26 protein-coding genes are annotated in these 26847 nt (G+C 64.6%); 13 read left to right on the top strand and 13 right to left on the bottom strand.

Translation table 11 applies throughout. From position 1 onward, the window contains the following. Positions 1-22 precede the first annotated feature (22 nt). Complete coding sequence (locus tag AC5IJH_RS11340; RefSeq protein WP_491902929.1) at positions 23-658, bottom strand: cytochrome P460 family protein; 636 nt, start codon at positions 656-658, stop codon at positions 23-25. A gap of 132 nt (positions 659-790) precedes the next feature. Between AC5IJH_RS11340 and AC5IJH_RS11335 the strand changes: the two genes are divergently transcribed. From AC5IJH_RS11335 to AC5IJH_RS11315, 5 genes are all read left to right on the top strand, one after another. After that, positions 791-2137, top strand: coding sequence for an MFS transporter (locus AC5IJH_RS11335; protein WP_491902928.1), 1347 nt, complete (start codon positions 791-793; stop codon positions 2135-2137). A gap of 97 nt (positions 2138-2234) precedes the next feature. Next, positions 2235-3311 carry a GTP 3',8-cyclase MoaA gene (gene moaA, locus AC5IJH_RS11330; RefSeq protein ID WP_491902927.1) on the top strand — a complete coding sequence of 359 codons (1077 nt, stop codon included), beginning with the start codon at positions 2235-2237 and terminating at the stop codon, positions 3309-3311. Positions 3312-3419: 108 nt separating this feature from the next. After that, the gene (locus AC5IJH_RS11325) at positions 3420-3794 is read left to right on the top strand and encodes a YncE family protein (RefSeq protein ID WP_491902926.1); all 375 of its coding nucleotides are present in this window, start codon (positions 3420-3422) and stop codon (positions 3792-3794) included. Continuing rightward, complete coding sequence (locus AC5IJH_RS11320; protein WP_491902925.1) at positions 3773-4075, top strand: YncE family protein; 303 nt, start codon at positions 3773-3775, stop codon at positions 4073-4075. Before AC5IJH_RS11325 ends, AC5IJH_RS11320 begins: the two co-directional genes overlap by 22 nt. A 61-nt stretch (positions 4076-4136) precedes the next feature. Continuing rightward, positions 4137-5144 carry a GGDEF domain-containing protein gene (locus tag AC5IJH_RS11315; RefSeq protein ID WP_491902924.1) on the top strand — a complete coding sequence of 336 codons (1008 nt, stop codon included), beginning with the start codon at positions 4137-4139 and terminating at the stop codon, positions 5142-5144. 60 nt (positions 5145-5204) lie between these two features. Here the strand turns inward: AC5IJH_RS11315 and AC5IJH_RS11310 are convergent, their stop codons facing one another. Then, positions 5205-6221 carry a hypothetical protein gene (locus AC5IJH_RS11310; RefSeq protein WP_491902923.1) on the bottom strand — a complete coding sequence of 339 codons (1017 nt, stop codon included), beginning with the start codon at positions 6219-6221 and terminating at the stop codon, positions 5205-5207. A gap of 222 nt (positions 6222-6443) precedes the next feature. On the opposite strand from AC5IJH_RS11310, the gene pyrG reads away from it, so the two are divergent. Both pyrG and AC5IJH_RS11300 read left to right on the top strand, forming a co-directional pair. Continuing rightward, complete coding sequence (gene pyrG, locus AC5IJH_RS11305) at positions 6444-8096, top strand: CTP synthase (RefSeq protein ID WP_491902922.1); 1653 nt, start codon at positions 6444-6446, stop codon at positions 8094-8096. 208 nt (positions 8097-8304) lie between these two features. Then, positions 8305-8967 carry a DUF4230 domain-containing protein gene (locus tag AC5IJH_RS11300; protein ID WP_491902921.1) on the top strand — a complete coding sequence of 221 codons (663 nt, stop codon included), beginning with the start codon at positions 8305-8307 and terminating at the stop codon, positions 8965-8967. Positions 8968-9076: 109 nt separating this feature from the next. Here the strand turns inward: AC5IJH_RS11300 and AC5IJH_RS11295 are convergent, their stop codons facing one another. After that, complete coding sequence (locus tag AC5IJH_RS11295; RefSeq protein ID WP_491902920.1) at positions 9077-11137, bottom strand: phosphocholine-specific phospholipase C; 2061 nt, start codon at positions 11135-11137, stop codon at positions 9077-9079. Positions 11138-11349: 212 nt separating this feature from the next. Here AC5IJH_RS11295 and AC5IJH_RS11290 point away from each other — a divergent pair, with 212 nt between their 5' ends. Continuing rightward, complete coding sequence (locus AC5IJH_RS11290) at positions 11350-12378, top strand: tagatose 1,6-diphosphate aldolase (RefSeq protein WP_491902919.1); 1029 nt, start codon at positions 11350-11352, stop codon at positions 12376-12378. 106 nt (positions 12379-12484) lie between these two features. On the opposite strand, the gene AC5IJH_RS11285 is transcribed toward AC5IJH_RS11290, so the two are convergent. From AC5IJH_RS11285 to AC5IJH_RS11260, 6 genes are all read right to left on the bottom strand, one after another. After that, positions 12485-12976 carry a PIN-like domain-containing protein gene (locus AC5IJH_RS11285; protein WP_491902945.1) on the bottom strand — a complete coding sequence of 164 codons (492 nt, stop codon included), beginning with the start codon at positions 12974-12976 and terminating at the stop codon, positions 12485-12487. A gap of 19 nt (positions 12977-12995) precedes the next feature. Then, positions 12996-13709, bottom strand: coding sequence for a DUF433 domain-containing protein (locus AC5IJH_RS11280; RefSeq protein ID WP_491902918.1), 714 nt, complete (start codon positions 13707-13709; stop codon positions 12996-12998). 87 nt (positions 13710-13796) lie between these two features. Further along, positions 13797-14114: a type II toxin-antitoxin system Phd/YefM family antitoxin gene (locus AC5IJH_RS11275; protein ID WP_491902917.1), complete on the bottom strand. Its 318-nt coding sequence runs from the start codon at positions 14112-14114 to the stop codon at positions 13797-13799. A 379-nt stretch (positions 14115-14493) separates the two neighbouring features. After that, positions 14494-15492 (bottom strand): cupredoxin domain-containing protein, encoded by a 999-nt coding sequence (locus tag AC5IJH_RS11270; protein ID WP_491902916.1) that lies wholly within the window; start codon positions 15490-15492, stop codon positions 14494-14496. Between the two features lie 424 nt (positions 15493-15916). Beyond that, positions 15917-16738 (bottom strand): ferritin-like domain-containing protein, encoded by an 822-nt coding sequence (locus AC5IJH_RS11265; RefSeq protein WP_491902915.1) that lies wholly within the window; start codon positions 16736-16738, stop codon positions 15917-15919. A 133-nt stretch (positions 16739-16871) separates the two neighbouring features. Then, complete coding sequence (locus tag AC5IJH_RS11260) at positions 16872-17057, bottom strand: hypothetical protein (protein ID WP_491902914.1); 186 nt, start codon at positions 17055-17057, stop codon at positions 16872-16874. A gap of 120 nt (positions 17058-17177) precedes the next feature. On the opposite strand from AC5IJH_RS11260, the gene AC5IJH_RS11255 reads away from it, so the two are divergent. Together AC5IJH_RS11255 and AC5IJH_RS11250 are read left to right on the top strand one after the other, a co-directional pair. Next, complete coding sequence (locus AC5IJH_RS11255; protein WP_491902913.1) at positions 17178-17966, top strand: tetratricopeptide repeat protein; 789 nt, start codon at positions 17178-17180, stop codon at positions 17964-17966. Between the two features lie 62 nt (positions 17967-18028). Beyond that, positions 18029-18670, top strand: a complete 642-nt coding sequence (locus tag AC5IJH_RS11250) for an O-methyltransferase (RefSeq protein ID WP_491902912.1) — start codon at positions 18029-18031, stop codon at positions 18668-18670. Between the two features lie 15 nt (positions 18671-18685). On the opposite strand, the gene AC5IJH_RS11245 is transcribed toward AC5IJH_RS11250, so the two are convergent. Next, positions 18686-20125 carry a phytoene desaturase family protein gene (locus AC5IJH_RS11245; RefSeq protein ID WP_491902911.1) on the bottom strand — a complete coding sequence of 480 codons (1440 nt, stop codon included), beginning with the start codon at positions 20123-20125 and terminating at the stop codon, positions 18686-18688. A 381-nt stretch (positions 20126-20506) separates the two neighbouring features. Between AC5IJH_RS11245 and AC5IJH_RS11240 the strand changes: the two genes are divergently transcribed. Then, positions 20507-21145: a hypothetical protein gene (locus AC5IJH_RS11240; protein ID WP_491902910.1), complete on the top strand. Its 639-nt coding sequence runs from the start codon at positions 20507-20509 to the stop codon at positions 21143-21145. Here the strand turns inward: AC5IJH_RS11240 and AC5IJH_RS11235 are convergent, their stop codons facing one another. Beyond that, positions 21146-21346 carry a hypothetical protein gene (locus tag AC5IJH_RS11235; RefSeq protein ID WP_491902909.1) on the bottom strand — a complete coding sequence of 67 codons (201 nt, stop codon included), beginning with the start codon at positions 21344-21346 and terminating at the stop codon, positions 21146-21148. A 180-nt stretch (positions 21347-21526) separates the two neighbouring features. Between AC5IJH_RS11235 and leuS the strand changes: the two genes are divergently transcribed. Continuing rightward, the gene (gene leuS / locus AC5IJH_RS11230; RefSeq protein WP_491902908.1) at positions 21527-24067 is read left to right on the top strand and encodes a leucine--tRNA ligase; all 2541 of its coding nucleotides are present in this window, start codon (positions 21527-21529) and stop codon (positions 24065-24067) included. A gap of 42 nt (positions 24068-24109) precedes the next feature. On the opposite strand, the gene AC5IJH_RS11225 is transcribed toward leuS, so the two are convergent. Beyond that, the gene (locus AC5IJH_RS11225; RefSeq protein WP_491902907.1) at positions 24110-24628 is read right to left on the bottom strand and encodes an ester cyclase; all 519 of its coding nucleotides are present in this window, start codon (positions 24626-24628) and stop codon (positions 24110-24112) included. Positions 24629-24657: 29 nt separating this feature from the next. Further along, on the bottom strand, positions 24658-25446 hold the full coding sequence (locus tag AC5IJH_RS11220; protein WP_491902906.1) for a hypothetical protein: 789 nt from the start codon (positions 25444-25446) through the stop codon (positions 24658-24660). Between the two features lie 148 nt (positions 25447-25594). Between AC5IJH_RS11220 and AC5IJH_RS11215 the strand changes: the two genes are divergently transcribed. Further along, positions 25595-26842 carry a TlpA family protein disulfide reductase gene (locus AC5IJH_RS11215; protein ID WP_491902905.1) on the top strand — a complete coding sequence of 416 codons (1248 nt, stop codon included), beginning with the start codon at positions 25595-25597 and terminating at the stop codon, positions 26840-26842. The last annotated feature ends 5 nt before the right edge of the window (positions 26843-26847 follow it).

Raw genomic sequence — 26847 nt, 5'->3', positions numbered from 1 at the left:
AGACTGACGCCAGGCGAGCGACTCACTTCCCGCGCCCCGCCGTGGCAAGGTCGTGCAGGTAAGACGCGCTGAGCGTGCCTTTGGCCTTCGCTACCGTCAGCAACGTCGGGTAGAACTGCACAAAGCTCGTGTCGACCGCGCCGTGCTGCTGGTGGCAGGAGTAGCAGGTCGCCGACGTCGGCAGCAGCCGGCCTTTGCCGTCATCGCCCACGTCGTAGAACCTCCAGCCGTCGCCCACCGGAAAGCGCTTCATATCGCGTACATGCAGCTCCGTCCCCAGGACCTCTGCGCCCTGCGACTGACCACCGTGGTTGATCGATGCGTTCGTCTCTCCCTTGCGGATCTCGAGAACGAAGGCCGTCTGCGCAGGCCAGTGCCCGGTTGCGAGGAAGCTGCGGTATGCCTCCGGATTGACGAATACGTTGTCGAACATCGAGTGACCCATGTTCATCGACGCCTTCGGCCCGTACGCCATGTCGATGCCGGAGCTGAGAAACACCCACTCACGGTAGTCGGGCGGAAGTACGGCCCGTCCATCCTTGTCGTAGTTGATGGGTGCGATCTGCTCATCGGCGCGCACTCGAGGTATCGAGGCCGTACCCCACAGCCCGCACACGAACAACGTTCCGGGGAGCAGCAGCCATGCGGCAGGTTTCATCGCAAACCTCTCTCTTCCAGGTGGTGCGACAGGTTCGGCTCGCGACCCACCTTTGTTCCGTCAGGACAGGAACCTCGCGGCGGCACGACAGGCTAGGATGGCTCTGCCATCTCCTCCGGAAGCGAGCCATCCATGTCCGCTCTCGATCCGACGCTCGTCTCTGCAGTGGCTGGTCATGAGGATGACACCGCGCTCGGCCAGCGCGCCATCCGCAAAGCCAGCCTGCACCTGCTGCCGCTGCTCGCGCTGGCCTATGGCGTCGCCTACATGGATCGCGCCAACGTCAGCTACGCCGCGTTGCAAATGAATCAGGACCTGCACTTCAGCGCTTCCATCTATGGCTTTGGGGCAGGGCTGTTCTTCGTTGGTTACGCCATCTTCGAACTGCCTTCGAACCTGCTGCTGGTCCGCTTCGGCGCGCGCCGCTGGCTCTCCCGCATCCTGTTCACGTGGGGTGTGCTGGCCATGGCCATGCTGCTGGTCCGCACCCCGGTCCAGTTCTATGCCATGCGCTTCGTGCTCGGCGTGGCCGAGGCCGGCTTCTTCCCGGGGCTTATCTTCTACCTCACGCAGTGGTTTCCAGCCGCGCAGCGCGCCCGCTCCATCAGTCGCTTCTATGTCGCGCTCCCGCTCAGCAGTGTCCTCATGGGCGCAGTTGCCGGCGCACTGCTGCATCTACAGGGACGCCTCGGGCTCGCCGGCTGGCAATGGCTCTTCCTGGTCGAGGGCCTGCCCGCTGTTGTCATGGGTCTCGTCTTTCTGCTGCGCCTGCCCGACGGTCCCGCCGATGCGAAGTGGCTCACGCCGCCGGAGCGGGAATGGCTGCTTACGCGCGTGCAGCAGGAGCAGGTCGCCCTCGTCGCCACGCACGACGACTCCTGGCACACCCTCGTGCGCGAGCCGCGCTTCTGGCTGATGGCCACCCTGTACTTCTGCAGCATGGTCGGCCTGTACAGCTTCAACCTCTCTGCCCCGGCGATCCTGCATGAGCTCACGCATCTCGCGCCGACCGGCGTCGGCTTCCTCATCTCCGGCGCCAACCTGATCGGTGCCGGTGGCATGATCCTGGTCTCCCGCAGTTCCGACCGCACCGGCGAGCGCTTCTTCCACATTGCCGTTCCCTACCTCATCATCGCGCTCGGGTTTCTGCTCAGCGGACTCACCCGCAATCCGTGGATCGGCGTGCCGGCCTTCTACCTGGTCATCATCGCCTTCACGTCCTCGCTCGCGGTGCTGTGGACCGTTCCGCCGCTCTTCCTCCATGGCCGGGCCGCCGCCGCGGGCATCGCAACCATCAACAGCCTGGGCATGACCGGCGCCTTTGTCGGCCCCTTCGTGATGGGCCGCCTGCGCGACCTCACCGGCAGCTACCAGCATGGCCTGCTGCTGTGCATGCTGCCGCCGCTCGGCGTGGTCGCCATCACCCTGTTGCTGCGCCGGCTGTGCCGGCCCGCCCCCGCCACCGTCACAACTCTCTAGCCAACCCGGCCACCCGCCGGCCATTTGCATACAATGGAGAGTGCGGCCCGGCCAGGTTCCGAGCAGCCTCCCTAGGCCCGCGCATCGAACGAGATCAGTGTCTACCCAGTCCATCCCGACCGCCGCGCCTGCCTTTCTGCCCGGCCGCCGGCGTCTGACCGACTCGCACGGCCGCGCCATCACGGATCTGCGCGTCTCCGTCACCGATCGCTGCAACTACCGCTGTATCTACTGCCGCACCGGCACGGACGGCGCGCAGTACAGCGAGCTCCCGCTCGATGCCTACCTCCGCCTCATTCGGGTCTTCGTCTCGCTCGGCATTGAGAAGGTGCGGCTCACTGGCGGTGAGCCGCTGCTCCGCCGCAACCTCACGAGCCTCGTCCGCGACGTCGCCGCGCTGCGCACCACCTTCTCACCCGACGGCAGCATGCTCGCCACGGGCGAGGGCCGCGCGCTCGACATCGCCGTGACCACCAACGGCCACCTGCTCGCCGACCAGGCCGAGGCACTGCGCGATGCCGGCCTCACCCGCGTCACCGTCTCCATGGACGCGGTCGATCCCGACGTCTTCGCGCGCATCACCCGCGTCCCCGGCAGCTACGACCGTGTGCTCGCCGGCATTCGCGCCGCAGCGCGCGCCGGCCTCGGTCCCGTCAAGGTGAACTGCGTGCTCCTGCGCGGCTTCAACGACGAGCAGATCGAGCCCTTCGTTCACTTCGCGCGTGCCGAGGGCGTCATCCTCCGCTTCATCGAATTCATGCCGCTTGAGGAGGACCGCATCTGGTCGCCCGACACGGTCATCGGCTACGACGAGCTGCGCGCCCGCATCGCGAGCGTGCGTCCGCTGGTGCCCTTGCCCGGCACCACGCCCGGCGAAACAGCGCAGCGCTTCACCTTCGACGACGGCATCGGCGAGGTCGGCATCATCGCGCCTGTCTCGCGCGCCTTCTGCGGCGCGTGCAGCCGCGTCCGCCTCACGTCTGACGGCAAGATCCGCACCTGCCTCTTCTCGCAGGCCGATCACGATCTCTACGGCGTGCTCCACCGCGGCGGCACGGACGAAGATCTGGCCCGCACCATCGAGCAGATCATCTCCCGCAAGGAGGCCCGCCACCACATCGGCGAGCCCGGCTTCCTCAAGCCCAGCCGGTCGATGGTCCACATCGGCGGCTAACGCCTACCGGCTCCGGCCACAAGCAACACTGATTCGCGCAGTAGACCCGGCGCTCCCAAACTCGTCTATGCTTCCGTCCTGACGCTCCGCTCGGAGGCACGCTCCCGCATGAAGCTCCCAGTCCGCTCCGCACTTGGGTTCGCCACAGCCTGCCTTAGCGCTGTGCTGCACGCCCAAACGGCCGCCCGTGCCAACGCTTCCCTGCTCGTCCTCTCGAAGCAGGACCACACGCTCAGCATCGTCAATCCAGCCACCCTCGCGGTCGTCGCGAAGATGCCCGTTGGCAATGATCCACACGAGGTCATCGCCTCAACAGACGGCACCACGGCCTACGCTTCGAACTACGGCTTCGGCAGCTACAACACGCTCGCCGTGCTCGATCTGGTGCACCAGCGCGCGCTGCCCTCGATCGACCTCGGGCCCTTGCGTGGTCCGCACGGGTTGACCTTCGTCGGCGCAACGTGCCGAGCGCCAATCGGCTGAAGTTCACGCCCGACGGTAAGCTCGTGCTCGTCTCTACCCTGGGCGGCCCGGACCTCGTCATCATCGACGCCGCCTCGCGCCATGAGATCAAGCGGATCCCCATCGGGCACGGCGCTGCCGGCATCCTTATCGAGCCCGGTGGCGCGCGCGCGTTCGTGGCCTGCACGCCGGACAATTACGTCACTGTGATCGATCTCCATTCGCTGGCGGTCGTCGGCAAAATCGATGCCGGTCCCGAACCCGACGGCCTCGCCTGGGCCGTGCGCAGCCCGGCTCCTTAGCCGCCCTCATCACGCTCTCGCGCACCGGAACGGGCGCTCATGGCACAATCAGACCACCCCCATGGCCGATTCCATCCAGGGCAGTGTCGCCTACGAGCACCTGCGCATCTTCCACGATGCCGCCCGAGCGCTCACCTCCTCGCTCGACCTCCCCACCGTGCTTCACAGCATCCTCGAGCAGATGGACCGCTACTTCCAGCCGGAGAGCTGGTCGCTCCTGATGGTCGATGAGCGCACGCGCGAGCTGTCCTACACACTTGCCCGCGGCATCTCTGCAGATGAGCTCGCCAGCATACGCATCCCGCTCGGCGCCGGCATCTCCGGCTGGGTCGCGCTCCATGGTGAGCCGCTCATCGTCGCCGACGACGGCGGACCCGCCCCCCTGACCGCGCGCGACCAGGAGCACTCCGCCATCTGCCTGCCGCTGCGCTCGCGCGACCGCACGCTCGGCGTGTTGCAGGTCACGCACCTCAATCCGCAGTCGCTCTCGGACGAGGCCATCACCTTCCTCTACATCCTCTGCGACTACGCCGCGATCGCGATCGAGAACGCGCGCGCCGTCGAGCGCATCCAGGAACTCACCATCACCGACGACGTGACCGGGCTCTACAACGCGCGGCACCTCAAGGCCGTGCTCCCCGTCGAGATCGAACGCGCCAAGCGCTTCGACGCGCCGCTCTCGCTCATTTTTCTTGACCTCGACTACTTCAAGCAGGTCAACGACGCGCACGGCCACCAGATCGGCAGCCGCGTGCTGGCCGAGGCCGCCGACCTGATTCGTAACACTATGCGGAACGTGGACATCTGCTTCCGCTACGGCGGTGACGAGTTCGTCGTCGTGCTGCCGCAGACATCTCTGCACTCCGGCACCAAGGCCGCGAATCGCTTGCTAGTCGCCCTTCGCTCCCGCCGCTTCCTCAGCGCGGCGCAACTACGCCTGACCGCGAGCCTCGGCCTGGCGAACTACCCGGACGACGCGAAGGATGCGACCCGCATGCTCGAGGCCGCGGATCGCCGCATGTACCTGGTGAAAAACTCGACCCGCGACGGCATCGCCGCACAGGGCTGATCGTTTTCGTTCCGTTCACTTCGCCCCGTCCGTCTCCGTCCTGACGCGAGCGATGCCCGATCAGGGCCGCAGCGGCAGGATCGTGTTCAGGTTGTCGCCCGACTGCGGCTCGATCGCGAAGTCCCACACCGACAGGTTGATCTCCCTCGGGTCCAGCCGCTCCATCAGCGCATACTGACCGATCGCCAGCGGCTGCTTCGGTTCCAGCTTCAGCCAGTGCCCACCCGGCAGAACGGTCGCGGTCGTCGGCACCACATCCTGCGTCTGCGTCATCTGCCCCAGCGCGCTCAGGTTCACGTTCGTCACCACGCGGTAGCCACGCCGCGGCTGGATGGTCACGATCGCGTACTGGCTCTCCGGTGAGCTCATCGCCTGTGGCCCGTTCGCATTGCCCGTGTCCACCTTCATCGCATTCGGCCCGGCGGAGTTATCCGCCGTCGTCAGGCTGACGTAGAAGGTCGGCCGGTTCTGGTGCAGGTGCACCTTCGATCCCTCACCATCCAGCCGCACCTCCTGCTTTTTGCTGGCCAGTGGATTGATCGCCGCACGCATCACGTTGTGCCCGGTGCGCTGATTCACATCGCCGCTGTTTTGTTCCAGAGTGACCAGTTCCGGCTTGTTCTCGAAGTAATCCAGCACCCACACGCCATCGCGATCCGGAAGGTGCAGGTGCGGCGCCACCTCCGGCGTGCGCCCATTCATCTCGGCCTTCTCCGCCGCGGCCTCCGCATCCACCGCCTTTGCATCCTCGGACGCAGCCTGCTCCTGCTCCCCCGCCACCGTGTGCTGGTGCGCGTACTTGAGCGTCGCCGCCCAGTCCACCAGGCTCACCGGCAGCTCCTCCCACTCCCCTCCGCGCTCGGACGAGATGTAACGCACCCGGTCGCCCTTCAGCACATACCGGCGCACATTCTGGAAGTCGCCATTCGTCAGCACCAGCCGGTGAATCGTCGCAATCACCGCCGGATCCCTCGGCGCAGCCGTCTGCGCCAGGGCGACGGTCCCCGGCAGCGCCAGCAGCAATGCGCCCAGCAACCCCGGCAACAATCGACATCCGATAGCTCTCTCGATCCTCATCTCTCTCACGATCTCTTCAATCTAGACGCCAAGAGCGCCTGCCACTCTAGACGTGTGACGGAGCCGGATGTCTGCTCGTACCTGACGCGGCCGAACTGTACCGTTGTTCCACAGCGTGGAACACAGCAGACCAGAAACCGCTTCCCCCATCCCACCCGCTCTGCGATACTTGATCGTGCCCACCCGGTACGCCATCCAACCCCACAATTCAGAGGTGATGCAGTGTCAGCAAAGTACATCTTTGTGACCGGCGGTGTTGTGTCCAGTCTCGGCAAAGGCCTGGCCGCTGCCTCCATCGGCTGCCTGCTGGAGGCTCGCGGGCTCCGCGTCAACCTCATGAAGTTTGACCCGTACCTCAACGTCGACCCGGGCACCATGTCGCCGTTCCAGCACGGTGAGGTCTTCGTCACCGACGACGGCGCCGAGACCGACCTCGACCTCGGCCACTACGAGCGCTTCACCCATGCGCGCCTCAGCCGCGATAACAATCTCACCACCGGGCGCATCTACGAGCAGATCATCACCAAGGAGCGCCGCGGCGACTACCTCGGCAAGACGGTGCAGGTCATCCCGCACGTCACCAACGAGATCAAGAACGCCATGCGCAAGGTCGCAGCGGACTGCGACGTCGCCATCGTCGAGATCGGCGGCACTGTCGGCGACATCGAGTCGCTGCCCTTCCTCGAAGCGATCCGCCAGATGCGCCAGGAGCTTGGCCGCGACAACACCGTCTTCGTGCACGTCACGCTCGTGCCCTGGATCGCCGCCGCGCAGGAGCTGAAGACCAAGCCCACGCAGCACTCCGTGAAGGAGATGCTCTCGATCGGCATCCAGCCCGACATCCTGCTCTGCCGGTCCGACCGCGCCCTCTCGCGCGACATCAAGAGCAAGATCGCGCTCTTCTGCAATCTCGAAGACCAGGCCGTCATCGCCGCCCGCGACGTCGAATCCATCTACGAGGTTCCGCTCAACTTCGCCCACGAGGGCGTCGACGCGCTCGCCCTCAAGTACCTCCGCCTCGAGACGCGCCCCGCCGACCTCTCCCGCTGGCAGCAGGTGGTCGACCACGCCTACCACCCCAAGGACGAAGTCCACATCGGCATAGTCGGCAAGTACGTCGAGTACGAAGACAGTTACAAATCCGTGAAGGAAGCGCTGGTTCACGGCGCGCTTGCGCAGAACTTGAAGCTGCGGGTGAGCTGGCTCGAAGCCGAAGGCCTCGAAACCGAGGACTACGCCTCACAGCTCAAGGACTTCGACGGCATCCTCGTCCCCGGCGGCTTCGGCAAGCGCGGCATCGAAGGCATGCTCAACGCCATCCGTTACGCGCGCGAGTCCGGCACGCCCTACTTCGGCATCTGCCTCGGCATGCAGACGGCCACCATCGAGTTCGCGCGCAACGTCTGCAAGCTGCACGGCGCCAATTCGAGCGAGTTCGACCCCGCCACCCCCCACCGCGTCATCTACAAGCTCCGCGAGCTCACCGGCGTCGAAGAGATGGGCGGCACCATGCGCCTCGGCGCGTGGACGTGCCTGCTCGAGCCCGGCTCAAAGGCCGCCGAAGCCTACGGCCGCACCGAGATCTCAGAACGCCACCGCCACCGTTACGAGTTCAACCGCGAGTACGAGCCGCTGCTCACCGGTGCTGGCCTCCGCATCACCGGCACCACGCCCGACTCCACCTACGTCGAGATCGTCGAGCTGCCCAGCCACCCCTTCTTCCTCGGCTGCCAGTTCCACCCCGAGTTCAAGTCCAAGCCGCTCGAGCCGCATCCGCTCTTCCGCTCCTTCGTCGCGGCCAGCTACAAGAACCGCCAGCAAACAACGACGGACGCGCAACCCCAGCCCGACACCCTGGCCACCCTCGTCGAGTAACAGACCATCGCGCGCTCCTGCTGCGAACCTCAGGCGTCCAAATCCCCCTGGGGTTCACCCCGGCCAGAATTCGCATCTATGCCACTGGAGTGCGCCTCCTGACCCGGCCTGCTCTGCAGCTCGCATCCGAACCCGCGGCCGTCTCAAACCAGGGCTGCAACCCGATGCGACGCTCGACACCCGGAGCCAAGGCCGTGCGCCCACGCCTATGACAGTCATCACCGAGCCCACATCTCGCGCTACCTCTCGCGGTGTTCTGCCTGCCGTCCTGCTGGGCATTGTCGCGGGCCTGCTGCTCGCTTTGCTGTTGCTGCCCACCCTGCTCCACCATGTCGGCGGCGCCATGCGCACGCAGCTCACCGAGGCCTTCCTCGGCCGGCGCGACATCATCAATGTCTCGCAGCCCACCGTCATCGCCAGCATCCAGCACCTGTCGCGCCTTGAGTCGGTCGTCTACACCATGGACAAGATCGTCGAGGGCGACCGCTCAAGCGACTTCCTCCCTGACATTCTCAGCGGCGACAAGCTGCTGCTCGTCGTGCACGGCCAGGCCGTCGCCGGCCTCGATCTCAGCCGCCTCAACGCCTCGGACGTCGACATCGAGGGCCGCTCCATCACCGTCACCCTGCCCCCGGCCGAGTTGCTCTCCGTCTCGCTCGACAGCGCACACACCCGCGTCGTCTCCCGCACCACCGGCCTGCTGGTGCCCGCCGACCCCAACCTCGAATCCGAGGTCCGTGAAAAGGCCGAGGCCGAGCTGCGCCAGTCCGCCCTCGACAGCAATATCCTCAATACCGCCTCCGCCAATGCGCGCACCACCCTCACCACGCTGCTCCGCTCCTTCGGCTTCCAACAGGTCAACTTCCGCTAAGCCGCACGGACACAGATAAAACGACCGGCCGAGTCCGGGCTGCCCCATCAGGTTTCCCTGGCAGGGCGCGCCCGTCCTCGACCGGTCGCTGTCTGCGTCTCCGCTGCGCCTAGCTTGCCGCGATCGCCGGATCGGTCACACTATCCCGACCCGTCTCCACGTGACCGGCCAGCTGCCGCCGGTACTTGGCATCGGCCTCCACTTCGACCAGCAGGTCATACCAGCCGTGGCTTCCGTCGACATCGAAGCGACGAACCACCGTCTGGTCGCGCCGGAGGTGCAGTGTCTCCGTTTCGCGGCGATACGCATCGCGGATCGTCACCTCGGACGCCGCATGCCCCGTATTGCGCAGCTCGAGTGTCACGCCCGCGTCCCCACGGTGATAGCGGCTCACCACCTCCACCTGCGCTCCAGCCGGCTCCGCAAGGCTTCCCGCGAACGAGCGGAAGAAGCCGTTCGGTCCGTACACGGAGAGGCCATACCCGCTCAGCCCAGCCGCGCCCACCAGCCATGTATCGCTCAGCTCGTGATGCGGACTCACCGTGTAGCTGCGCGGCACGTCGGCCACATGGCTCGACCGCACCTGGAACACCGCGGTCGACGCGCCGCTGTTGCGGAAGGTCAGCGTCACCGCGCCGGCCGATACCTCAGCCGAGGCGTGCAGTTCATAGGGCACCGCGCGTGCCGGCCGGGTCCCCTTCTCCTGCTCTGGCATCGACTGCTCCGCCGGTGGCGCCGGCTTGTAATCCGGATGCCGTGTCTGGTCCGGTGGCAGATACGCGGCCGTGCTCGGCAGCGGCGTCACGCTCGCGTTGGGCGTGCGGAAGTCGAATGCCGACGTCAGGTCGCCCGTGACCGCCCGCCGCCAGGGTGTGATGTTCGGCTCCGTGATCCCGAACCGCGCCTCCAGGAAGCGGATCAGCGAGGTGTGGTCGAACACCTGCGAGTTCACCCAGCCGCCCTTGCTCCACGGCGAGATCACCACCATCGGCACCCGCACCCCCAACCCATACGGGCCGGCGGGATAGTCCGCGCTCCCCGGATAAATCTCGTTGGTCGTCGGCACCGTCGACAGCCCCTGCGCCGGCGTCATCGGCGGCAGCGCCGGCACCACGTGATCGAAGAAGCCGTCGTTCTCGTCGTACATCAGGAAGAACGCCGTCTTGCTCCACACCTCGGGATTCGCCGTCAGCGCATCCAGCACTTGCGACACATACCAGGCACCGTAATTCGCCGGCCAGTTCGGATGCTCCGTGTAGGCCTCGGGCGCGACAATCCATGACACCTGCGGCAGCCGGTTCGCCTTCACATCCGCGGCAACGATATCGAACAGCGTGCCACCCGCCTTGATATCCGTGCCCGTGCGCGCCTTCTCCGCCAGCGGCGATCCGTCGGGCGCGTTCTGGTACTGGTGGAAGTACAAGAGCGAGTTATCGCCATAGTTGCCGATGTACGCGTCCTCGCCCCAGCCCCAGTAGTGCGCTGCATCGAGCCCAGCGCCCACGTCCTGGTACACCTTCCAGCTCACGCCCGCCGCCTGCAGCCGCTCCGGATAGGTCGACCAGTCATAGCCCGCCTCCGCGTTATCGACCACCGGGCCGCCGCCCTGGCCGTCATTGCCCACCCAGCCCGTCCACATGTGGTAGCGGTTCGGGTCGGTCGGTCCCAGCAGCGAGCAGTGGTACGCATCGCATACCGTGAACGCATCGGCCAGCGCGAAGTGATACGGAATATCGCTGCGCGTCAGGTGGGCCATCGTCACCGGACCCTTGCTCGGCACCCACTGATCGTTGCGGCCTTCGTTCACCGCCGTATGCGTGCTGGTCCAGTCGTGCGCCAGGTCTTCCAGGAACTGCAGCCCCAGGTCGGGAGCCTGCGGATGGAACGGCAACACCGACCCCGCTCCGTCCGGCTGCTGCCACACGGGCTGCCCCGACGGCAGCGTCACCGCCCGCGGATCGCCAAAGCCACGCACGCCGCGCAATGTGCCGAAGTAGTGATCGAACGAGCGGTTCTCCTGCATCATGAAGACCACGTGCTCGACATCCGCGATCGTCCCCGTGCGGTTGTTGGCCGGAATGGCCAGCGCCCGGGCAATGCTCGACGGAAAAGCAGCACCGGCGGCGCCGGCTGTCAGTAGCTGAAGAAAAGTGCGGCGATCTGTCGCCATGGGGGCAAAACCTCGATGCGCGAAAGTGATGCGCTGAAATAAAGAACGTTCCCATATCTATGCCGCCAACATTGCTCCCACGTGACAGTCGCGTGGTGAAGCTGTGACACGCACCCTCCTCACGCCAGGTCGGGCGGTAGAATGGGTGCGGCTGAACGCGACAGGATCACCCACCTCATCATCCACTCCACCCTGTCTTCAGGAGACGCACCATGATCAAGCTCACACCCGGCAAACTGGCCGGTCTCAAGGCGGTTTCCAACGAGCGCGGCGTGATCGCCGCCGCCGCCATGGACCAGCGCGGTTCCCTGCAGAAATCGCTCGCCAAGGAAGCCGGCACCGGCACCGTGCCCCCCGACGCGCTTGAGGAGTTCAAGACCCTCGTCACCTCGGTGCTCACCCGCCACTCCACCGCCATCCTGCTCGACCCCGAGTTCGGCCTGCCCGCCTCCAGGCACCGCAACGACGCCGGCCTGCTGCTCGCCTATGAGAAGACCGGCTACGACGCCGCCACCCCCGGCCGCCTGCCCGACCTGCTCGACCACTGGTCCGTCCGCCGCCTCAAGGAAGCAGGCGCCGACTGCATCAAGGTCCTGCTCTACTACACGCCGATGGAGACGTCGGACATCAACGACCGCAAGCACGCCTTCATCGAGCGCATCGGTGATGAGTGCCGCGCGCACGACATCCCCTACTTCCTCGAGTTCGTCGGCTATGACCACACCGGCGGTGACGAGAAGTCCGTCGCCTACGCCAAGGCCAAGCCCTCCATCGTCTCCGGCTCCATGGCCGAGTTCGGCAAGGAGAAGTACGGCGTCGACGTGCTCAAGGTCGAAGTCCCCGTCCAGATGGAGTTCGTCGCCGGCACCAAGGCATTCAAGGGTGAGCAGGCCTACACGCGCGCAGAGGCCCTGCAGCACTTCCGCGACGCCGCCTCGGCCACGCACAAGCCGTTCATCTATCTCTCGGCTGGTGTGTCGAACGCCGTGTTCATCGAGACGCTCGAGTTGGCCGCCGAATCCGGCACCACCTTCAACGGCGTCCTCTGCGGCCGCGCCACCTGGAAGGACGGCATCAAGGTCTACGCCACCCAGGGTGCCAAAGCCTTCGAACAGTGGCTCAACACCCAGGGCGTCGAAAACATCGAGAACGTCAACAAGGCGCTCGAGAAGGCCCACAGTTGGCACGACAAAGTCGACCAGAACGCCACCGCTCCCGAAGCCGTCCTGGTCACCCGCTAGGACTAGCCGTCCAGGCAAACGCACGTGGGGGCAGTTACACAAAAGGAGCGCCGCGTCAGCGGCGCTCTTTCTCTTTGCGCTGCGTATCAGCAGGACCCGCGGTTGGTCAATCAAAGTTCAGTTTAGGATCAGTCTCATCAGCTGCCGGGTGATTCCTCTCTCGTGTCTTGGTGGTCTTTGGAGTTTCCGGCTCAGAGATGCGTTCCTTCGGCTTTCCGGAGCCGACAAACCGCAAACGACCCACGTGATTGTCATGAGTCTTCCCTACGCTTACATAGAAGGGAGCGTCGTTATCATCGATGATCTTTCGCATGCGATGACGGCCAGAAATGATGGCGGCCGCCCATTCAATCCCCTTCATATTTCCGTCGGTCAGAAGGAAAACTTTAGCATTTGACTCGATCACAGCTTGAGCATTAAGCGCAGCTTTTTCGATTCCCTTATCGCCGCTGATAATTGCCCACCCGTTCTGCGCACAGACAGGTATCCAGACGTGGTCATCCTCACTTTGGGGGAAGTGATCACGGTGAATTTCAACAGACATTCCCAACGCCTTGAGAAACTCGACCATTTGCTTACCTTGGTGAGTCCTGTCCAAGAAGAATGTTGGGCTGCCATTAGGCTGCTGCGGAAAACTGCTCAACGTATGCCAAGGCCCCTTCTATTTTTTCCAGCGGAACGTCGTAATCATTTGCCAAGAAAGCAGGCGAGTCGCCGCCGCAGAAGCGATTCCAAATCGATGAAACAGGGATTCCGTAACCATCAATGACCGGACGCCCGGAGGATACACTCGGAATGATTGCAACTACCTTTGCACCACTTTGTCCGCGCGTCACAGGATAGATCTTTGTTGGCGCAAACTTCTCATCCCTCTCGATCCTTTCTAAATACGAATCAAGAATTGGCTTCAGTGCTAGCTGTCCGCCCATGGAAACATTGATCGTTTCTTCGAGTGTCTTTAGGAACAGGTCGCGACCATTTGTATAAAAAGCCTTTGAGAGAAGAGGGTGATCTGAAGGGGAAGTTTGCCGTACATGATCTACAGCCGACCTAACCGCTCCCAATTTCAATTTGTGGACTCTTGTAGTAACTGCCAAGATATGAAGTTCCGCCAGATTGTTGAAGGAGATGAGGTCTTGCGAGTTTTCGGGAAGTTTAACAATGGGCGGGTACCATTTTTTGGAGGCCCCCCCGAATCTCCCAAAAATCCAACTGTTAACCGTCGCCCTCGGAATGTCCAAATAGAAGGACGCTTCGGCTGGCGAGTAGACGGGAAGGTCCCGTCGATCCACTCCTGGGCGAACAACCGAATATGGAATCCGTGTGATCATTTTCCCGCTCGCTGCAGTCAAATCTACACGCGAATGGCTTTATCGGCCATGACTTAGGTCACCGAGGGTGATGCTTGTTCATCCACCCTAGAGCAACTCAGAAAGAGTTTCGCCCCCCGAAGGCAGGGCACGTTTTCTCCTGAGCCTCGCGATCACCTCGCGAGCAGGCACCGTTCGCCCGTGCGCCATGTCCTCCAGCCCGCGCCGGATACCCTCATTCGCCTCGGCCCGCTCCAGCGCATCGAGCGTCCGCTGGTAGCTCTCCGCATCCAGCACCACCATCTCCGCACGACCATTCACCGTCAGCACCATCGGACGATGGCTCTTCCGCAGATGCGCAAGCGCAGCCGTTGTGTCGCGCTTGAACTCACTCAACGAGCGGATGTCTTCCTTCAGCCGGATCATGCATTCAATTTACATCGAATTGAGTGCTCAACGAGCTGCCGAGATTCCCAATCCAGCACAACTCGCGCACAAACCTGCAGAACCCTGGCCGACACACCCCACCCAATTCGCTACTATGGAATTAGGCTGTTCTTCCGCGTAGACAACACCAACGCGTATCCCCCGAACTTCAGGACAGCCGCTAAGTCGAATGGGCAGAGATCTTTAGCCGTAACCCGAGCAGAACGCCACACTTAGCGACCAGCGCGGCCGAAGCTGCACATTGCAGAGCACTTCCCCACCAGCCACCGGCACTAGGGGGGGAGGGGTCCCACACAACAGCCATCCCAAAACACAACGAGCGCCGCTCACGCGGCGCTCGTTCGCATTCACAGGCTCCTTACGGAAGCACAATGATCGAGCCCACCATCCCCAGGTTGTCATGCAGCACGCAGCGATACGGATAAGTCCCTTCTTCCGTGAACGTAATCCGGAACCGCGTGTTATCGAGCGGAGTCAGCGGCCGGCCCGTCTGGTCCTGGGCAGTCGCCTCGATGAACCCAGAGTGCACATCCGTCGCGGTCGAACCGACCGAGGCATGACGCACACCATCCGCATCCAGCGTCACATTCGGTGACGGCGGAAACGGATTCGCCGGCTCTTTTCCGAACGTGATCGTGTGCGGCTCCTGCGGATCCAGATTGCTCCACTCCACCGTGTCGCCCTCGTGGATTTTGATCGTGCCGTTCACGAACCGCACCAGCGACTCGACCTGCGTTCCGCCTGCCGTGGCAACTGCTTCCCCGATACCCGCCGCCACGTCGTGGTGGTGCGAGTACACGCGCACCGCCTCGTCGTCCTGCATCTTCGTCATCTTGCGATCAGCCTCGCCATAGAGCAGCTTCTTCTGTGCCGCTGCCTGATCGTTGTAGTAGTCCTGATTGTGCGGCAGCGGCAAGGACGTCGCGAGCACATGGATTGTGCCAGTCATGAAGGTATGCACCAGGCACTCGACCTTGTAGTTGCCAGCCGCAGGAAACAGCACCGCAAAGGTCTGCCCGCGAGCGAGTGGCGGTGTGCTGACACAGTGCGAGCCATCGAACGACACGCCGCTCGGTGAGTAGCCGGGGCAGCCCACCGTAAACGGCGGCACCACCTGCCCCGCCTTCAGAAACGTGACGGTGTGGATATCGTCCGCCTCGGCCGTCCACGTGATCGTGTCGCCCGCGTGGATCCAGAGTTCGTTCGGCAGAAACGCGAGCGCCTGGTGTCCCATGTCAGCGTTCTGCGCGCCGACAACAGCCTTCCAGTTCTCCTGCGCCTGGAGCATTTGCGGGCTACTCAGCAGCCCCACCGTGAGCACCGCCAGCATGGCGTAAGTCAGACGGAATCTCTTCATCGTGGTACCTCCTCCGGAATGAGGCGATCTCTCCACCACCCGTGGTGACGGACGGAGCGCACGTAGTCACAACAGCATCAAGGAGCCCTGAGGCCGCAACCGTGCGGGATCTGCAACGTTGGTTCGCGGAGGCGAGAGATGGAGTGGCGGGGCACCACAGAAAGGCCGCGTGCGCGAGGTGAGCGGGAGCGCAAAGCTCTCCAAACCGCCTCGGAGTATGGTCCCGCCGCTGCGATACAGTCAAACGAAAAAACAGCTATCTTTGCTGGCAATCAGGGGCGGTGAGCGACACATGTCGATATCAGCGCTTGTGGCTTCGGCGCACTCTCAGCCACGAACGATGCGAACATGGGCCGAGACGTTCGCCGTAAACACAACGAGCGCCGCTCACGCGACGCTCGTTCTGCTTTCATTTATTCCGTAACTACGACTGGCACACAATCGTACCGCTCAGCCCGTCGGGGAAGAAGCCGCCGGCGCAGCGCCCGCCCGCGTAGACGATGTTGAGCACCTGCGCAGCCGTCCGCGCTGGTGTCAGTCCGTTTGCCGGGTTCACGTTGAAGGCAAGCTGTGGCGTGGGCGGATGGTCGAGCGCGTCGAGCGGCGGCACCGTGATGCCGCTCATCACGCAGCCTGTGCGCAGCGCGCCCTCGTGCTGACCCTCGGTGCCGGCGATGGAGGCAGCCGTCGCCAGGATCGTGTTGTCCTGGATCAGCGGAGCCGCGCCAAGGTATGCACTCAGCCCGGTGTCCTCGAGCTGCGACGCGAGCTTCAGCCATTCACCGATGTTCGCAAAGCCGTAGCCCTTCGCGTCCAGGTTGATCGCCGGCTTCTTCGCCGCGCGCGAGCCGAGCGCAGAGCGCAGCAGCTTCACGTGATTGAACTCGTCGATACGCACGCTGGTCGCCAGGTATGCGAACGGGGAGTTAGAGAAGTTGGGCACGCGGTGACCACCCTTGGTCGGCCCACTCACATCGGCCGAGGTGAGGATCCCTAACTGCTCGAGCGTCGCTCCATAGGTCGACACCGCGTAGAACTCGGCTTCGAGATATTCAAGGTTGAGTGCGAAGTTAAGGATGTCCGTATCGCTGTACGAGGCGGCCTGCACCGCCTGCCCCGGGTCGCCGGCCTGCACCAGCTTGCCGCCAAGAACAGCCGCTCCCGCCAACCCGATGCTCGTCATCCCCGCACCCTTTAGAAAGGTGCGCCGATCTGCTCTCTTGCCGAATCCTGCTTCCTGCGTCATGGCAATGTCTCCATCTCCGGTGAATGTCCTGGTTTGGCCCGCGCCGCAATGCACCTACCGGGCCGGCACAGGCGCGCATAGGGCCGGTACCGGGTCTGTCCAGCGAGTGGTGGGCGCAGGCAATGTCCCGCGGCTACACATAGGAGGTCTGCGGGATGTGCTCGTGATACTCGGAGCAGATTGGCAGTGAGGAGGAGTACTTCATGTTGTCAACGAGCGGTGCGGCACGGCCCGTCAGCAGGCGCTCCGGATTTCCCGTGCTGGGACTTACCCTCGGGTAGGCTGCGCGTATCTCTCCCCGCTCGCATTCGGCCAGCATCTTACGTTTCCGTAGCGTTATTGCCCGCCGAGTGACAGGCCAGGAATTCTTCTGACAACGCACTTCCGAGCGGCGTATGCTGCATTGTCTCGTGCGACTGCACGGGACGAGGAGGCGACCATGACGTCGGTTCCGGCCACTCTCACCGCGTGCCTGGCGCTGCTGCTCTTTGCGCCCATTGCTTCCGCCCAGCAAACGGATCCCACCCACATCTCCGCCTCCGCGGGGCAGCTCTCGTCCTCTGCCGGGCCGCTGATGTACCAGCTCTCGCCCGAGGAGCAGGGCGACCTCTACATGGCGCGCCGCCAGTATGTCGCGGCGCTCGAAGCATATAGACACGCACGACTGCTCTCCGCCCAGAACTGGGTGAAGATCGGCGTCGCCTACCATCACCTGTTCGCGATGGACGAAGCGATCAAGGCCTATCAGCAGGCCCTTCACCTGGATCCGCACAATACGGACGCGCTGAACAACATCGGTGCCGTGATGCATGGCAAGCGGATGTACGGCGACGCCGTGAAGTACTACAAGCGCGCCCTGAAATATGCGCCCAGCTCGGCCGCGATCTACTGCAACCTCGGCACCACGCTCTTTGCCGCCCAAAAATACAAGGATGCCGAGAAGGCCTACGGCCGTGCCTTCGCGCTCGACCCGAAGACCTTCGAGCACAACAGCACCGCGACCATCGACGAGGGCAGCACGCGCGAGGAGCGCATCGCGCAGAACTACTACCTCGCCCGCACATTTGCCCGCGCCGGCAACTCCCGCCAGGCCCTGCTCTATCTGCGCCGGGCCTTCGACGAAGGCTTCCATGACCGCCGCAAGCTCCAGGGCGAGCAGGACTTCGCACTCCTGCGCACCACCATGGAGTTCAAGCAGTTCATGGCAGAGCAGCCGCTCGAGCACTAGCGCCGCCACCAGGCCGGGCCCCTCCCCGGGGCTCGGATCCGGCCTCTTTCTATAATCGCGTGGTGTCTCTCTTCCGCCGACGGCCCCGACTCAAGCAGGAACACAAGATCATGCAGCAGGCCGAGCGCGCAGCCGGCGCCCTGCTGCCCGAATACCACCGCGCCACGCCCGAGTGCCCGCACCCGGAGCGCTGGAGCATGTACGACTCCATGACCGCGGAGTACGAGGTGCTCGAGTTCCTGCGCACCCTCGTCACCACGCTCAAGCCGGAGCTCGTTGTCGAGACCGGCTCCTTCCTTGGCGTGAGCACGCTCTGGATCGCGGAGGGGCTGGAACGCAACGGCTTCGGCCGCATCATCAGCTGCGAGTACGATCCCGTGGTCTTCGCGAAGGCGGAGGAGAAGCTGGCGTCCTCGCCGCTCCGCCATCGCATCGAGCTGCGCAACGAATCCTCGCTCGAGATGCAGGTTCCCGGCCCCATCGACCTGCTGTTCTCCGACTCCGACATGCCGATCCGCGAGCAGGAGGTCGAGCGTTATCTGCCGCAGATGAACCCGCACGGCCTGGTCCTGATGCACGATGCCAGCTCGCACCTGAAGATTGTGCGCGAAGCTGCGCTCAGCCTGGAGCGGCGCGGCCTGCTCTCGGTCGTGCTCTTGCCCACGCCGCGCGGACTGGTGCTCGCCCAGCCGCGTCGTCGATGAGGAATGCCGCGCGACTCAGGCGCTCTGCTGCTTGAATCCCAGCCGGCGCAACGCCATACGCGCCGCGTTATAGCCGCACATGCCATGCACGCCGCCACCCGGCGGTGTCGACGCAGAGCACAGATACAGCGTCGGGTCGCCCGTGGCATAGAAGCGCCACCCGGGCCGCAGCAGGAACTGCGTGCCGTCCGCCGCGCCCCCGGCGATATCGCCACCGGCCAGGTTACGATCCATCGCGTGGAGATCCGCCGGGTAGAAGATGCCGCGCGCGAGGACGCAATCGCTGAAGCCCGGCGCGAACCTTTCGATCTGCGCCTCGATGCGGGGCAGCATGTCCTCGCGGCACCCGTTCGGCACATGGCAGTAGGCCCACGCCGTGTGCTGGCCCGCGGGTGCTCGCGTGCTGTCGAACAGCGACGGTTGCGTGAGCAGCACAAACGGCCGCTCCGCCGTGCGCCCCGCAGACATCGCGTGCTCTGAGGCAGCGATCTCCTCAAACGTACCGCCGATGTGCACTGTTGCCGACAGTGCGCAGTCCTTCGCCCGCCACGGAATCGGCTCCCGCAGCGCGTAGTCCACCTTGAAAATTCCCGGACCCCGCCGGAAGCTGAGAAAGCGCTGCCGATCGACCGAGTGCAGCCGGTCGCCCGCCATGTTCACCAACTGCTGCGGGCTCACATCGCAACACGTCACCGTTGCAGGCTCAAGATCATCCAGCGTCTCGACCGGCGAAGAGGTCCGCACCTCACCGCCCAGCGTCGTCAGGTAGCGGATCATCGCATCCGTGATCGCCTGCGAACCGCCCTGCGGGATCGGCCAGCCCACGGCGTGCCCCGCAGCGCCCAGCAGCAGCGCGAACGCTGCACTGAACGGCCGGTTCAGCGGCAAGAACGAGTGCGCAGCCAGCCCGGCAAACAGAGCGCGTGTGCGGGGATCATCGAACAGCCAATCGGCCAGCAGCGATGCCGGCCACGCGCCCCACGCGCCAATCTGCGCCAGCAGCAGCGGATGCTTCGGCCACGGCGACATCGGCTGCAACGCATCCTCCACAGCCTCCCACCAGTGGCGCGAGATTGGGCCAAAGATGCGCCGCCATGCCGCGCCATCCACGCCCAGCCGGCGGCATTGCTCCTCGAGGTCACGTACCTGCAGCACAGCCGAGCCATCCTCCAGGGGATGGGCGCACTCTGCAGGCGGGTAGATCCACGTCAGCCCGTACTCGCCCAGTGGCAGGCTGCGGAAGAACGGCGAGCCGACACCCATCGGGTGCACTGCAGAGCCGAAGTCGTTTCGGAAGCCGGGCGCCGTCAGTTCCATGGTGCGGGCGCCACCGCCGGGCACGCTCTCCGCCTCGTACACCGTCACCTTCAGCCCGGCCTGCGCAAGCGTAATGGCCGCAGCCAGCCCATTCGGTCCTGCTCCGATGACGTTTGCCGTTCCCGTGCTCGTCGCCACGCTGGTTACCCGCCGCAAGTCTAGCAGTGGCGGCGCGCATCCCCGGGGCGAGCGCCGCGTCTATAGTAGTGAGGCCTGAAGCGGTCGGAAGGAGGCCCCATGCAGCACATCCGTTCGCGCGAGCACGCAAAAGCTGGGAGATTGCTGGGTTGGAGCGCACTCAGCCTCTGCATGTGCGGCAGTGCTGCCCCTGCTCAGGTCACCGGACACGCTTCGGGTGCCCAGGCCACCGCTCCCCGGGGAATCGCCACACGGCCGACCGCCCCTCCAGCGACAGCGCCTATCAGTCATGCCGGCCCGAGCAGTCCATTACAGAGCGGACATACCGGCCCAGGCGGGCCGGTACAGAACAGTCATCACGTATCGGGCGGACCGGCAGGCGTGCATACACACAGTGGCATCCGTGCCAATTCCGGCTACGACAGCAACAGCGCCGCTCCTCGACCGACGTGGGAGATGCCGCGCACCAACACTCCACAGTGGGAGACTCCGGGCTACAACCCCGTCCAGCCCAATCCAGTGCAGGGCAATCCCGTGCAGCGGAGTCATGGTGGCGCGTACGGCTATGGCGGGGGCTACTACCCTGGCTACTACATTGACCCGCTCGCACTGGCGACGGATGAAGAGTCGGACCAGGGGCCGGATGGTCAGGGCGCCGCAAATCAGGCTGGCCCGGCCTCCGGAAGACAGGCCTATGGGCCCGCGCAGGAGTTCGGCGACGATCCAAATGCGCGGCCACTCGCCCGTGCGCCGTACAGCGGACAGCAACCTGTCGCGTCTCAGCCGGTCAACCCGGGTCCCGTCACGGATGGCCTCGATCACCCCGAGATCACGCTGATCTTCAACGACGGTCGCAAGCCGATGAAGATTCACAGCTATGCCGTGACTGCCTCATCCATCTTCGTCGCGGAAGGTGGGCGCCAGCAGCAGATCCCGCTGTCCGCGCTCGACCTGAACGCCACCATCGCGCGCAATCGCGCCGCTGGCGTGGACTTCGCGGTTCCCGGCGGCACGCGCTAGCTAAGTCCGGAAGACCTCGATCTTCATCGTCTTGGGATCTGGCATCAGGCCGGAGATGGCGCGGTGGTCATCGAGCTTGCGGCGCACATGGCCCAGCGTCTCGCCTTCGGTCAGTCCCTCGCACAAAAACCCGTGAATCTCCGGGACCCGCGCTTCATAGCCCTTGTCCACTCGTTCCAACTCAACCCGATACACCATCATTGATTCCCTGCTCCGGGTGCCTCTGTCAGGCACAGCGAGCCCAAGAATGCCGGTCCCCACTCCCGATTGGGAATAACACCCTTGAGTCACTCGGGTGTCCCTCGCGGTTCCTGCTCGACCGCCGCGGCTGCCCTCCGCACCCCGGAACACTGTGGCGTGGACGATACAATCAAGGTGTCCATGTCTCAGCCTTCGACTCCAGACGCCGCTTCGACGACGCCCTCCGCCACCCCGTCTTCCGCAGCCGAGCTGCGCTACAACCCCGCAGATATCGAGACCCGGTGGCAGGCCCGCTGGGCCGAGCAGCCCGGCCTCTACGCCGCCGAGCCCGCCACCAGCCGTCGCCCCAAGTATTACGTGCTCGAGATGCTGCCCTACCCTTCCGGGCAGTTGCACATGGGCCACGTGCGCAACTACGCCATCGGCGATGCACTCGCTCGCTACATGTGGATGCAGGGCTACAACGTGCTGCACCCCATGGGCTGGGACGCTTTCGGGTTGCCGGCTGAGAACGCCGCACTCAAGAACAACACCCCGCCGCGCGACTGGACCCTGCGCAACATCGCGGCCATGAAGACGCAGATGAACCGGCTCGGCCTCTCCTATGACTGGGCGGCCGAGGTCACCACCTGCCTGCCCGACTATTACCGCTGGAACCAGTGGTTCTTCCTGCGCATGTACGAACGCGGCCTCGCCTATCGCCGCAACAGCAAGGTCAACTGGTGCCCGGAGTGCCGCACCGTGCTCGCCAATGAACAGGTCATCGACGGCCACTGCTGGCGGCACGAGGACACACTTGTCGAGCAGCGCCAATTGGAGCAATGGTTCCTGCGCACAACCGCGTACGCAGACGAACTGCTCGCCGGCCTCGACACGCTCGAGGGCTGGCCGGAGCGCGTCCGCACCATGCAGCGCAACTGGATCGGACGCAGCGAAGGCGCAACTGTCGGGTTCGCAATCGAAGGCCACAACGAGCCAGTGCGCGTCTTCACCACGCGCATCGATACCATCTTCGGCGCGACCAGCCTGCAGCTCGCACCCGAGCACCCACTGATCAAGCACCTGGCTGCGACGAACAGCGCGCTCGCCACACAGGTCGCCGCCTTCACCGAGGAGCAGGCCAAGGCCCGCGAGGCGGGCGACAATGCCGAAATCGAAAAGCATGGCGTTGATACAGGTGCATTTGCCGTCAACCCATTTACCAACGAGCGTATCCCCGTGTTGGCCGCCAACTACGTGCTCGCCGAGTATGGCACCGGCGCCATCATGTCCGTGCCCGCCCACGATGAGCGCGACTACGAGTTCGCCACCAAGTACGGTCTGCCTATCCGCCAGGTCATCGAAATTCCGGGCGAAACCGCCGCAGCCTTGCCGCTGACCACCGAGGACGGCGTGCTCATCAACTCTGGCGAGTGGAACGGCAAGACGTGCGTGCAAGCGCAGCAGCAGATGATCGCCCTCGCCGCCCAAAAAGGCTTCGGCGAAGCGACAGTGACGTATCGGCTGAAGGACTGGGGCGTCAGCCGCCAGCGCTACTGGGGCACGCCCATCCCGATGCTCTACTGCGCGAAGGACGGCATCGTTCCCGTACCCGACGATCAGCTGCCCGTCCTCCTGCCCGAGAATGTCGACATCACCCAGGAAGGCGGCTCGCCACTCGGCAAGCTGCCGGACTTCGTCAACACGACCTGCCCCAGGTGCGGCGGCCCCGCGCGTCGCGAAACCGACACCATGGACACCTTCGTCGACTCGTCCTGGTACTTCTACCGCTACACCAGCGCGAAGGACGCGACCGCTCCATTCGACACCGATGCGGTATCGTATTGGTTCCCCATCGACCAGTACATCGGCGGCGTCGAGCACGCCATCCTGCACCTGATCTACTCGCGCTTCTGGACCAAGGTGATGCGCGACCTCGGCCTGATCAAGAACGCCGAGCCGGCCGCACGCCTCTTCACCCAGGGCATGGTCATCAAGAACGGCGCGAAGATGTCGAAGTCGAAGGGCAACGTCGTCTCGCCCGACGAGATGATCGGGCGCTACGGCGCCGATGCGGCACGCATGTACGCGCTCTTCGCGGCGCCGCCAGACCGCGACCTCGACTGGCAGGAGGACGGCGTCGCCGGCATCAGCCGCTTCCTCTCGCGCGTCTATCGCTTTGTCATGCGCCACGCAGCAGCCGCGAAGAACGCAACCGGAGCCGCACCCGACGCAGGCGCGAGTCACCCAGTCGTCCGCAAACTGCACCGCACCATTCGCAAGATCACGCAGGACTTCGGCGGCCGGTGGCACTTCAACACATCGATCGCCGCCATCATGGAGCTGGTCAACGAACTGACCAGCGCCGAACTCGCGATCACGGAAGGCACGATCCCCGCACCCGTGCTGGCCTCCACGCTCGACGCGCTGGTCCTCATGCTCTCGCCCTTCGCCCCGCATCTCTCCGCGGAACTCTGGGAGCAGCTCGGCCACACGGACGCTATCCTGCGCCAGCCCTGGCCGAAGTACGACGACGCGCTCGCGCAGGAGAACGAGATCGAGGTGCCGGTGCAGGTCAACGGCAAGCTGCGCAACGTCGTCCGCGTCGCCGCGGACGCGACTCGCGAAGCCCTCGAAGAAGCCGCGCGCACCGATGAAAAAGTACAGGCCGCGCTCGCAGGCAAGACGATCGTCAAGGTCGTCGTCGTTCCCGGCAAGCTCGTCAACTTCGTCGTCCGGTAAGACCTGCTCCTCTGGAGTGACTGCGAGCGCACAGTCTCGCAGTCACCGGCTCGCGTTCGCTCCCGCTGTCATCGAAAACCCGAGCTGCTCGGCGAGCGTCATGTTGTCCGCCAGATACCAGTTCTCGACGATCCTTCCGCCGCTCAATCGATAGAAGTTCGTGTAAACCACGGTTACTTTCTGCTCCTTCACCGGCACGCCGTGGATCGTCCCCGTGTAAAGCCCGCTCCACCGCGACCGGACCGCCACCCTGTCTCCTTCAGCGATCATCTCTTCGATCCGTATGGTTCTCCCACTGAGCGCCGCGCACATGCCACACGCGTCCTTCAGCATCGAAAACGGCCCACCCTGCAAGGTCTCGCGGCGACCATGCATCGGTCCGTCGCTTGCGAAGATCGCATTGATCGTGTTGACGTCTCCGGCCTCGAATGCCTGAAACGCACGCCGCACCACCTCGCGGTTTGCTGCTATGTCCTTCCCGGGCTCCGTCTGGCCCTGCACGCCTGCTACGCAGAAAAACATCATCACAGCAGCGGCGAACACTGCCCTTGCTTGCATCATGCGCTCTCCAAAGAGTTACTTGATATGGCCTAAAGCTTACGCGCCTCTCGTGCGGCTGGCCCGGCCAGCCAGCCCGCGATGATCCAGCAGGCGCCCACGGCCGTCAGATTGTAAGCGTCGCCGCCCCAGGCCACATGTGCATGCGGCGCTGACACGACTCCCGGCGTCAGCACCAGCACGCTGAACATCAGCAGCATCCATCCGAGCAGTTGCGCCGCCAACGCCGCCAGCACATCAAAAGCAATCGCAACCCCGGCGAGCACAAATGCCACACCGGTCAGGACCACCCAGAAGCTCGCCGGGCCCGGCATCCAGTGCGGGATCATCGGCGTCACCGCCTGCACCCCGTTCAGATGCCCCAGCCCGAACACGATCGAGCACGCTCCGAAGAGGATGCGCGCCAGCACCCCCTCCCTCGCTACGAGTGCGCCGGCGCGCGATCGCAGCCTCCACACCACCACCGCCGCGACACACAGGAGGATTGGCTGGCACACGCTCACCAGCACGCCCGCGTAGACCGCCGGGCTGTGGCCAAGATAATGCGGCGCCGTGTAGAGGCGCGGCACAGGAAAGAAGGCGAAGATGCCGTAGAGGATCGCCAGCACCGCCGCACCCGCTCGCGCGCCGCGATCGGCCAGCATGGCCGCTCCTCCCCCGATCAAACAAGCCGCAACCACTCCGGCGATGACCAACATCCCCGGAATATGCTCGCTCCACGCCTGCAGCGGCTGATGCGCCGGCTCCAGCTCGCGCCAGATCGCATCCAGCACACCCGCTGCAATCGATGCAGTCGCAAAGAGAACGACGCCCGCTCTCATCCAGAGTGAACTCCGCAGTGTCTTCATCAATGCGCGCCGTTATAGGCAATAACTGATAAGTCGTCAATCGGCTGGCGCTCACTGCGAACCATGCCGCTCAGGCCAGTCTGCACTGGCCTCCGCTACAATCCGCTGCAGAGAGGTGCGCATGCCTCGAGCCTTCGCATCACGACCCATGATGATGCTGCTGGTCTGCAGCTTTCTGCCAGCGCTGTATCTCTATGCGCAGCCCGCATTTCGCGGTCGCCTCGATCCCGGCCTTCACGTCGATCCTCGGTCCTTCGTGCCGACGATCCTGGACCCGCTCTCTTTCCGAGACGCGCAGAAGCTTCGCATCGAGGCCGTGCCGTCGGACAAGATCTTTGCCGGTGAGCTCGCCTTCCCCAGGGGTGGAAGGCTGCGCTACAAGGCGGTCATCGTGCGACACGCCGATGCCACGGACGTGCTGTATCTCGATCGCAACCGGGATGGCCGCTTCGAGCCGAACGAACGGGTCACCTTCCGCGCAGACACCGGGGGCGACCCGCGCCTGAAGAGCAGTGTCACCACCCGCGTCGATCTGCCCGGCGCGCTCTTCTCCACAGCCCCTATGCAGGTCGGGCTCATGCGCGACGGCATCCGCGGTCCCGCGCGGCCTGACCAGCTCGCCGTTGGCTACACGGCGTTGCTCTTTGTTCAGGGTCGCGCCACGCTGCCCGGCCGCACAGTCTCGATGCGGTTTCAGTACAACGCGGAGAGCCAGAGCATCTCGTCGCACGAAGGCGTTCAATGGGTCGACATCAACGGAGACGGCACATTCGACCTCATGCCCGGCAGTGGTGAATATCTGCATGCGGACGGTGCGCCACCAGTCTTCACCATCGGCACGCGTCGCCTGGAAGTGTCCTCGATCGACGTGAAGGCACACACCTTCGCGCTCGCCGCCGTCTCTGCCGCGGAGGACCATCGCATCCCCCTCGCCATCGGCGCGCAGCTTCCCGACTTCTCCTATGAAGATTTCAGTGGAACTCGTCACCACCTCTCGGAGTTGAAGGGCCGCTATCTCCTGCTCGACTTCTGGGCGACCTGGTGCGCCCCCTGTATGGCAGAACTGCCAAAGCTCAAAGAGAGCTACACGGCGTATCACCCGCATGGTCTCGAGATTCTCGGCATCGACGGTGACAGATCACCCGGCGCTCCGAAGGCCGCGGTCGAACAGCAGCAGCTCGTCTGGCCGCAGGCGCGGTACGACGCGGACCTGCTCGATAATCAGTTTCAGATCTCCATCTGGCCCACCCTGGTCCTCGTGGACCTCTCCGGCGGACACCGCACTATCGTCTCCGTCGGCCTGCCAGACCACCTGCCGCTCGACATCAGCCACCTCGACGCCACGCTCAGCGCCGTACTCGGCCACTGAACCGC

Source organism: Candidatus Dedyshia acidiphila, assembly GCF_051025295.1.
Taxonomy (GTDB): domain Bacteria; phylum Acidobacteriota; class Terriglobia; order Terriglobales; family Acidobacteriaceae; genus KBS-83.
This window is presented reverse-complemented; position numbering and strand designations above follow the sequence as displayed.

Bases quoted from the DNA above. Each gene is read 5' to 3' on its own strand.
- AC5IJH_RS11335 (WP_491902928.1), top strand. From the start codon at position 791: ATGTCCGCTCTCGATCCGACGCTCGTCTCTGCAGTGGCTGGTCATGAG.
- AC5IJH_RS11310 (WP_491902923.1), bottom strand. From the start codon at position 6,221: ATGAGGATCGAGAGAGCTATCGGATGTCGATTGTTGCCGGGGTTGCTG.
- AC5IJH_RS11265 (WP_491902915.1), bottom strand. From the start codon at position 16,738: ATGACGCAGGAAGCAGGATTCGGCAAGAGAGCAGATCGGCGCACCTTT.
- AC5IJH_RS11220 (WP_491902906.1), bottom strand. From the start codon at position 25,446: ATGAGAGCGGGCGTCGTTCTCTTTGCGACTGCATCGATTGCAGCGGGT.
- AC5IJH_RS11260 (WP_491902914.1), bottom strand. From the start codon at position 17,057: ATGCTGGCCGAATGCGAGCGGGGAGAGATACGCGCAGCCTACCCGAGG.
- AC5IJH_RS11255 (WP_491902913.1), top strand. From the start codon at position 17,178: ATGACGTCGGTTCCGGCCACTCTCACCGCGTGCCTGGCGCTGCTGCTC.
- AC5IJH_RS11270 (WP_491902916.1), bottom strand. From the start codon at position 15,492: ATGAAGAGATTCCGTCTGACTTACGCCATGCTGGCGGTGCTCACGGTG.
- AC5IJH_RS11235 (WP_491902909.1), bottom strand. From the start codon at position 21,346: ATGATGGTGTATCGGGTTGAGTTGGAACGAGTGGACAAGGGCTATGAA.
- leuS (WP_491902908.1), top strand. From the start codon at position 21,527: ATGTCTCAGCCTTCGACTCCAGACGCCGCTTCGACGACGCCCTCCGCC.
- AC5IJH_RS11340 (WP_491902929.1), bottom strand. From the start codon at position 658: ATGAAACCTGCCGCATGGCTGCTGCTCCCCGGAACGTTGTTCGTGTGC.
- AC5IJH_RS11315 (WP_491902924.1), top strand. From the start codon at position 4,137: ATGGCCGATTCCATCCAGGGCAGTGTCGCCTACGAGCACCTGCGCATC.
- AC5IJH_RS11280 (WP_491902918.1), bottom strand. From the start codon at position 13,709: ATGATCACACGGATTCCATATTCGGTTGTTCGCCCAGGAGTGGATCGA.
- AC5IJH_RS11290 (WP_491902919.1), top strand. From the start codon at position 11,350: ATGATCAAGCTCACACCCGGCAAACTGGCCGGTCTCAAGGCGGTTTCC.
- AC5IJH_RS11300 (WP_491902921.1), top strand. From the start codon at position 8,305: ATGACAGTCATCACCGAGCCCACATCTCGCGCTACCTCTCGCGGTGTT.
- AC5IJH_RS11275 (WP_491902917.1), bottom strand. From the start codon at position 14,114: ATGATCCGGCTGAAGGAAGACATCCGCTCGTTGAGTGAGTTCAAGCGC.
- AC5IJH_RS11325 (WP_491902926.1), top strand. From the start codon at position 3,420: ATGAAGCTCCCAGTCCGCTCCGCACTTGGGTTCGCCACAGCCTGCCTT.
- AC5IJH_RS11295 (WP_491902920.1), bottom strand. From the start codon at position 11,137: ATGGCGACAGATCGCCGCACTTTTCTTCAGCTACTGACAGCCGGCGCC.
- AC5IJH_RS11225 (WP_491902907.1), bottom strand. From the start codon at position 24,628: ATGATGCAAGCAAGGGCAGTGTTCGCCGCTGCTGTGATGATGTTTTTC.
- AC5IJH_RS11215 (WP_491902905.1), top strand. From the start codon at position 25,595: ATGCCTCGAGCCTTCGCATCACGACCCATGATGATGCTGCTGGTCTGC.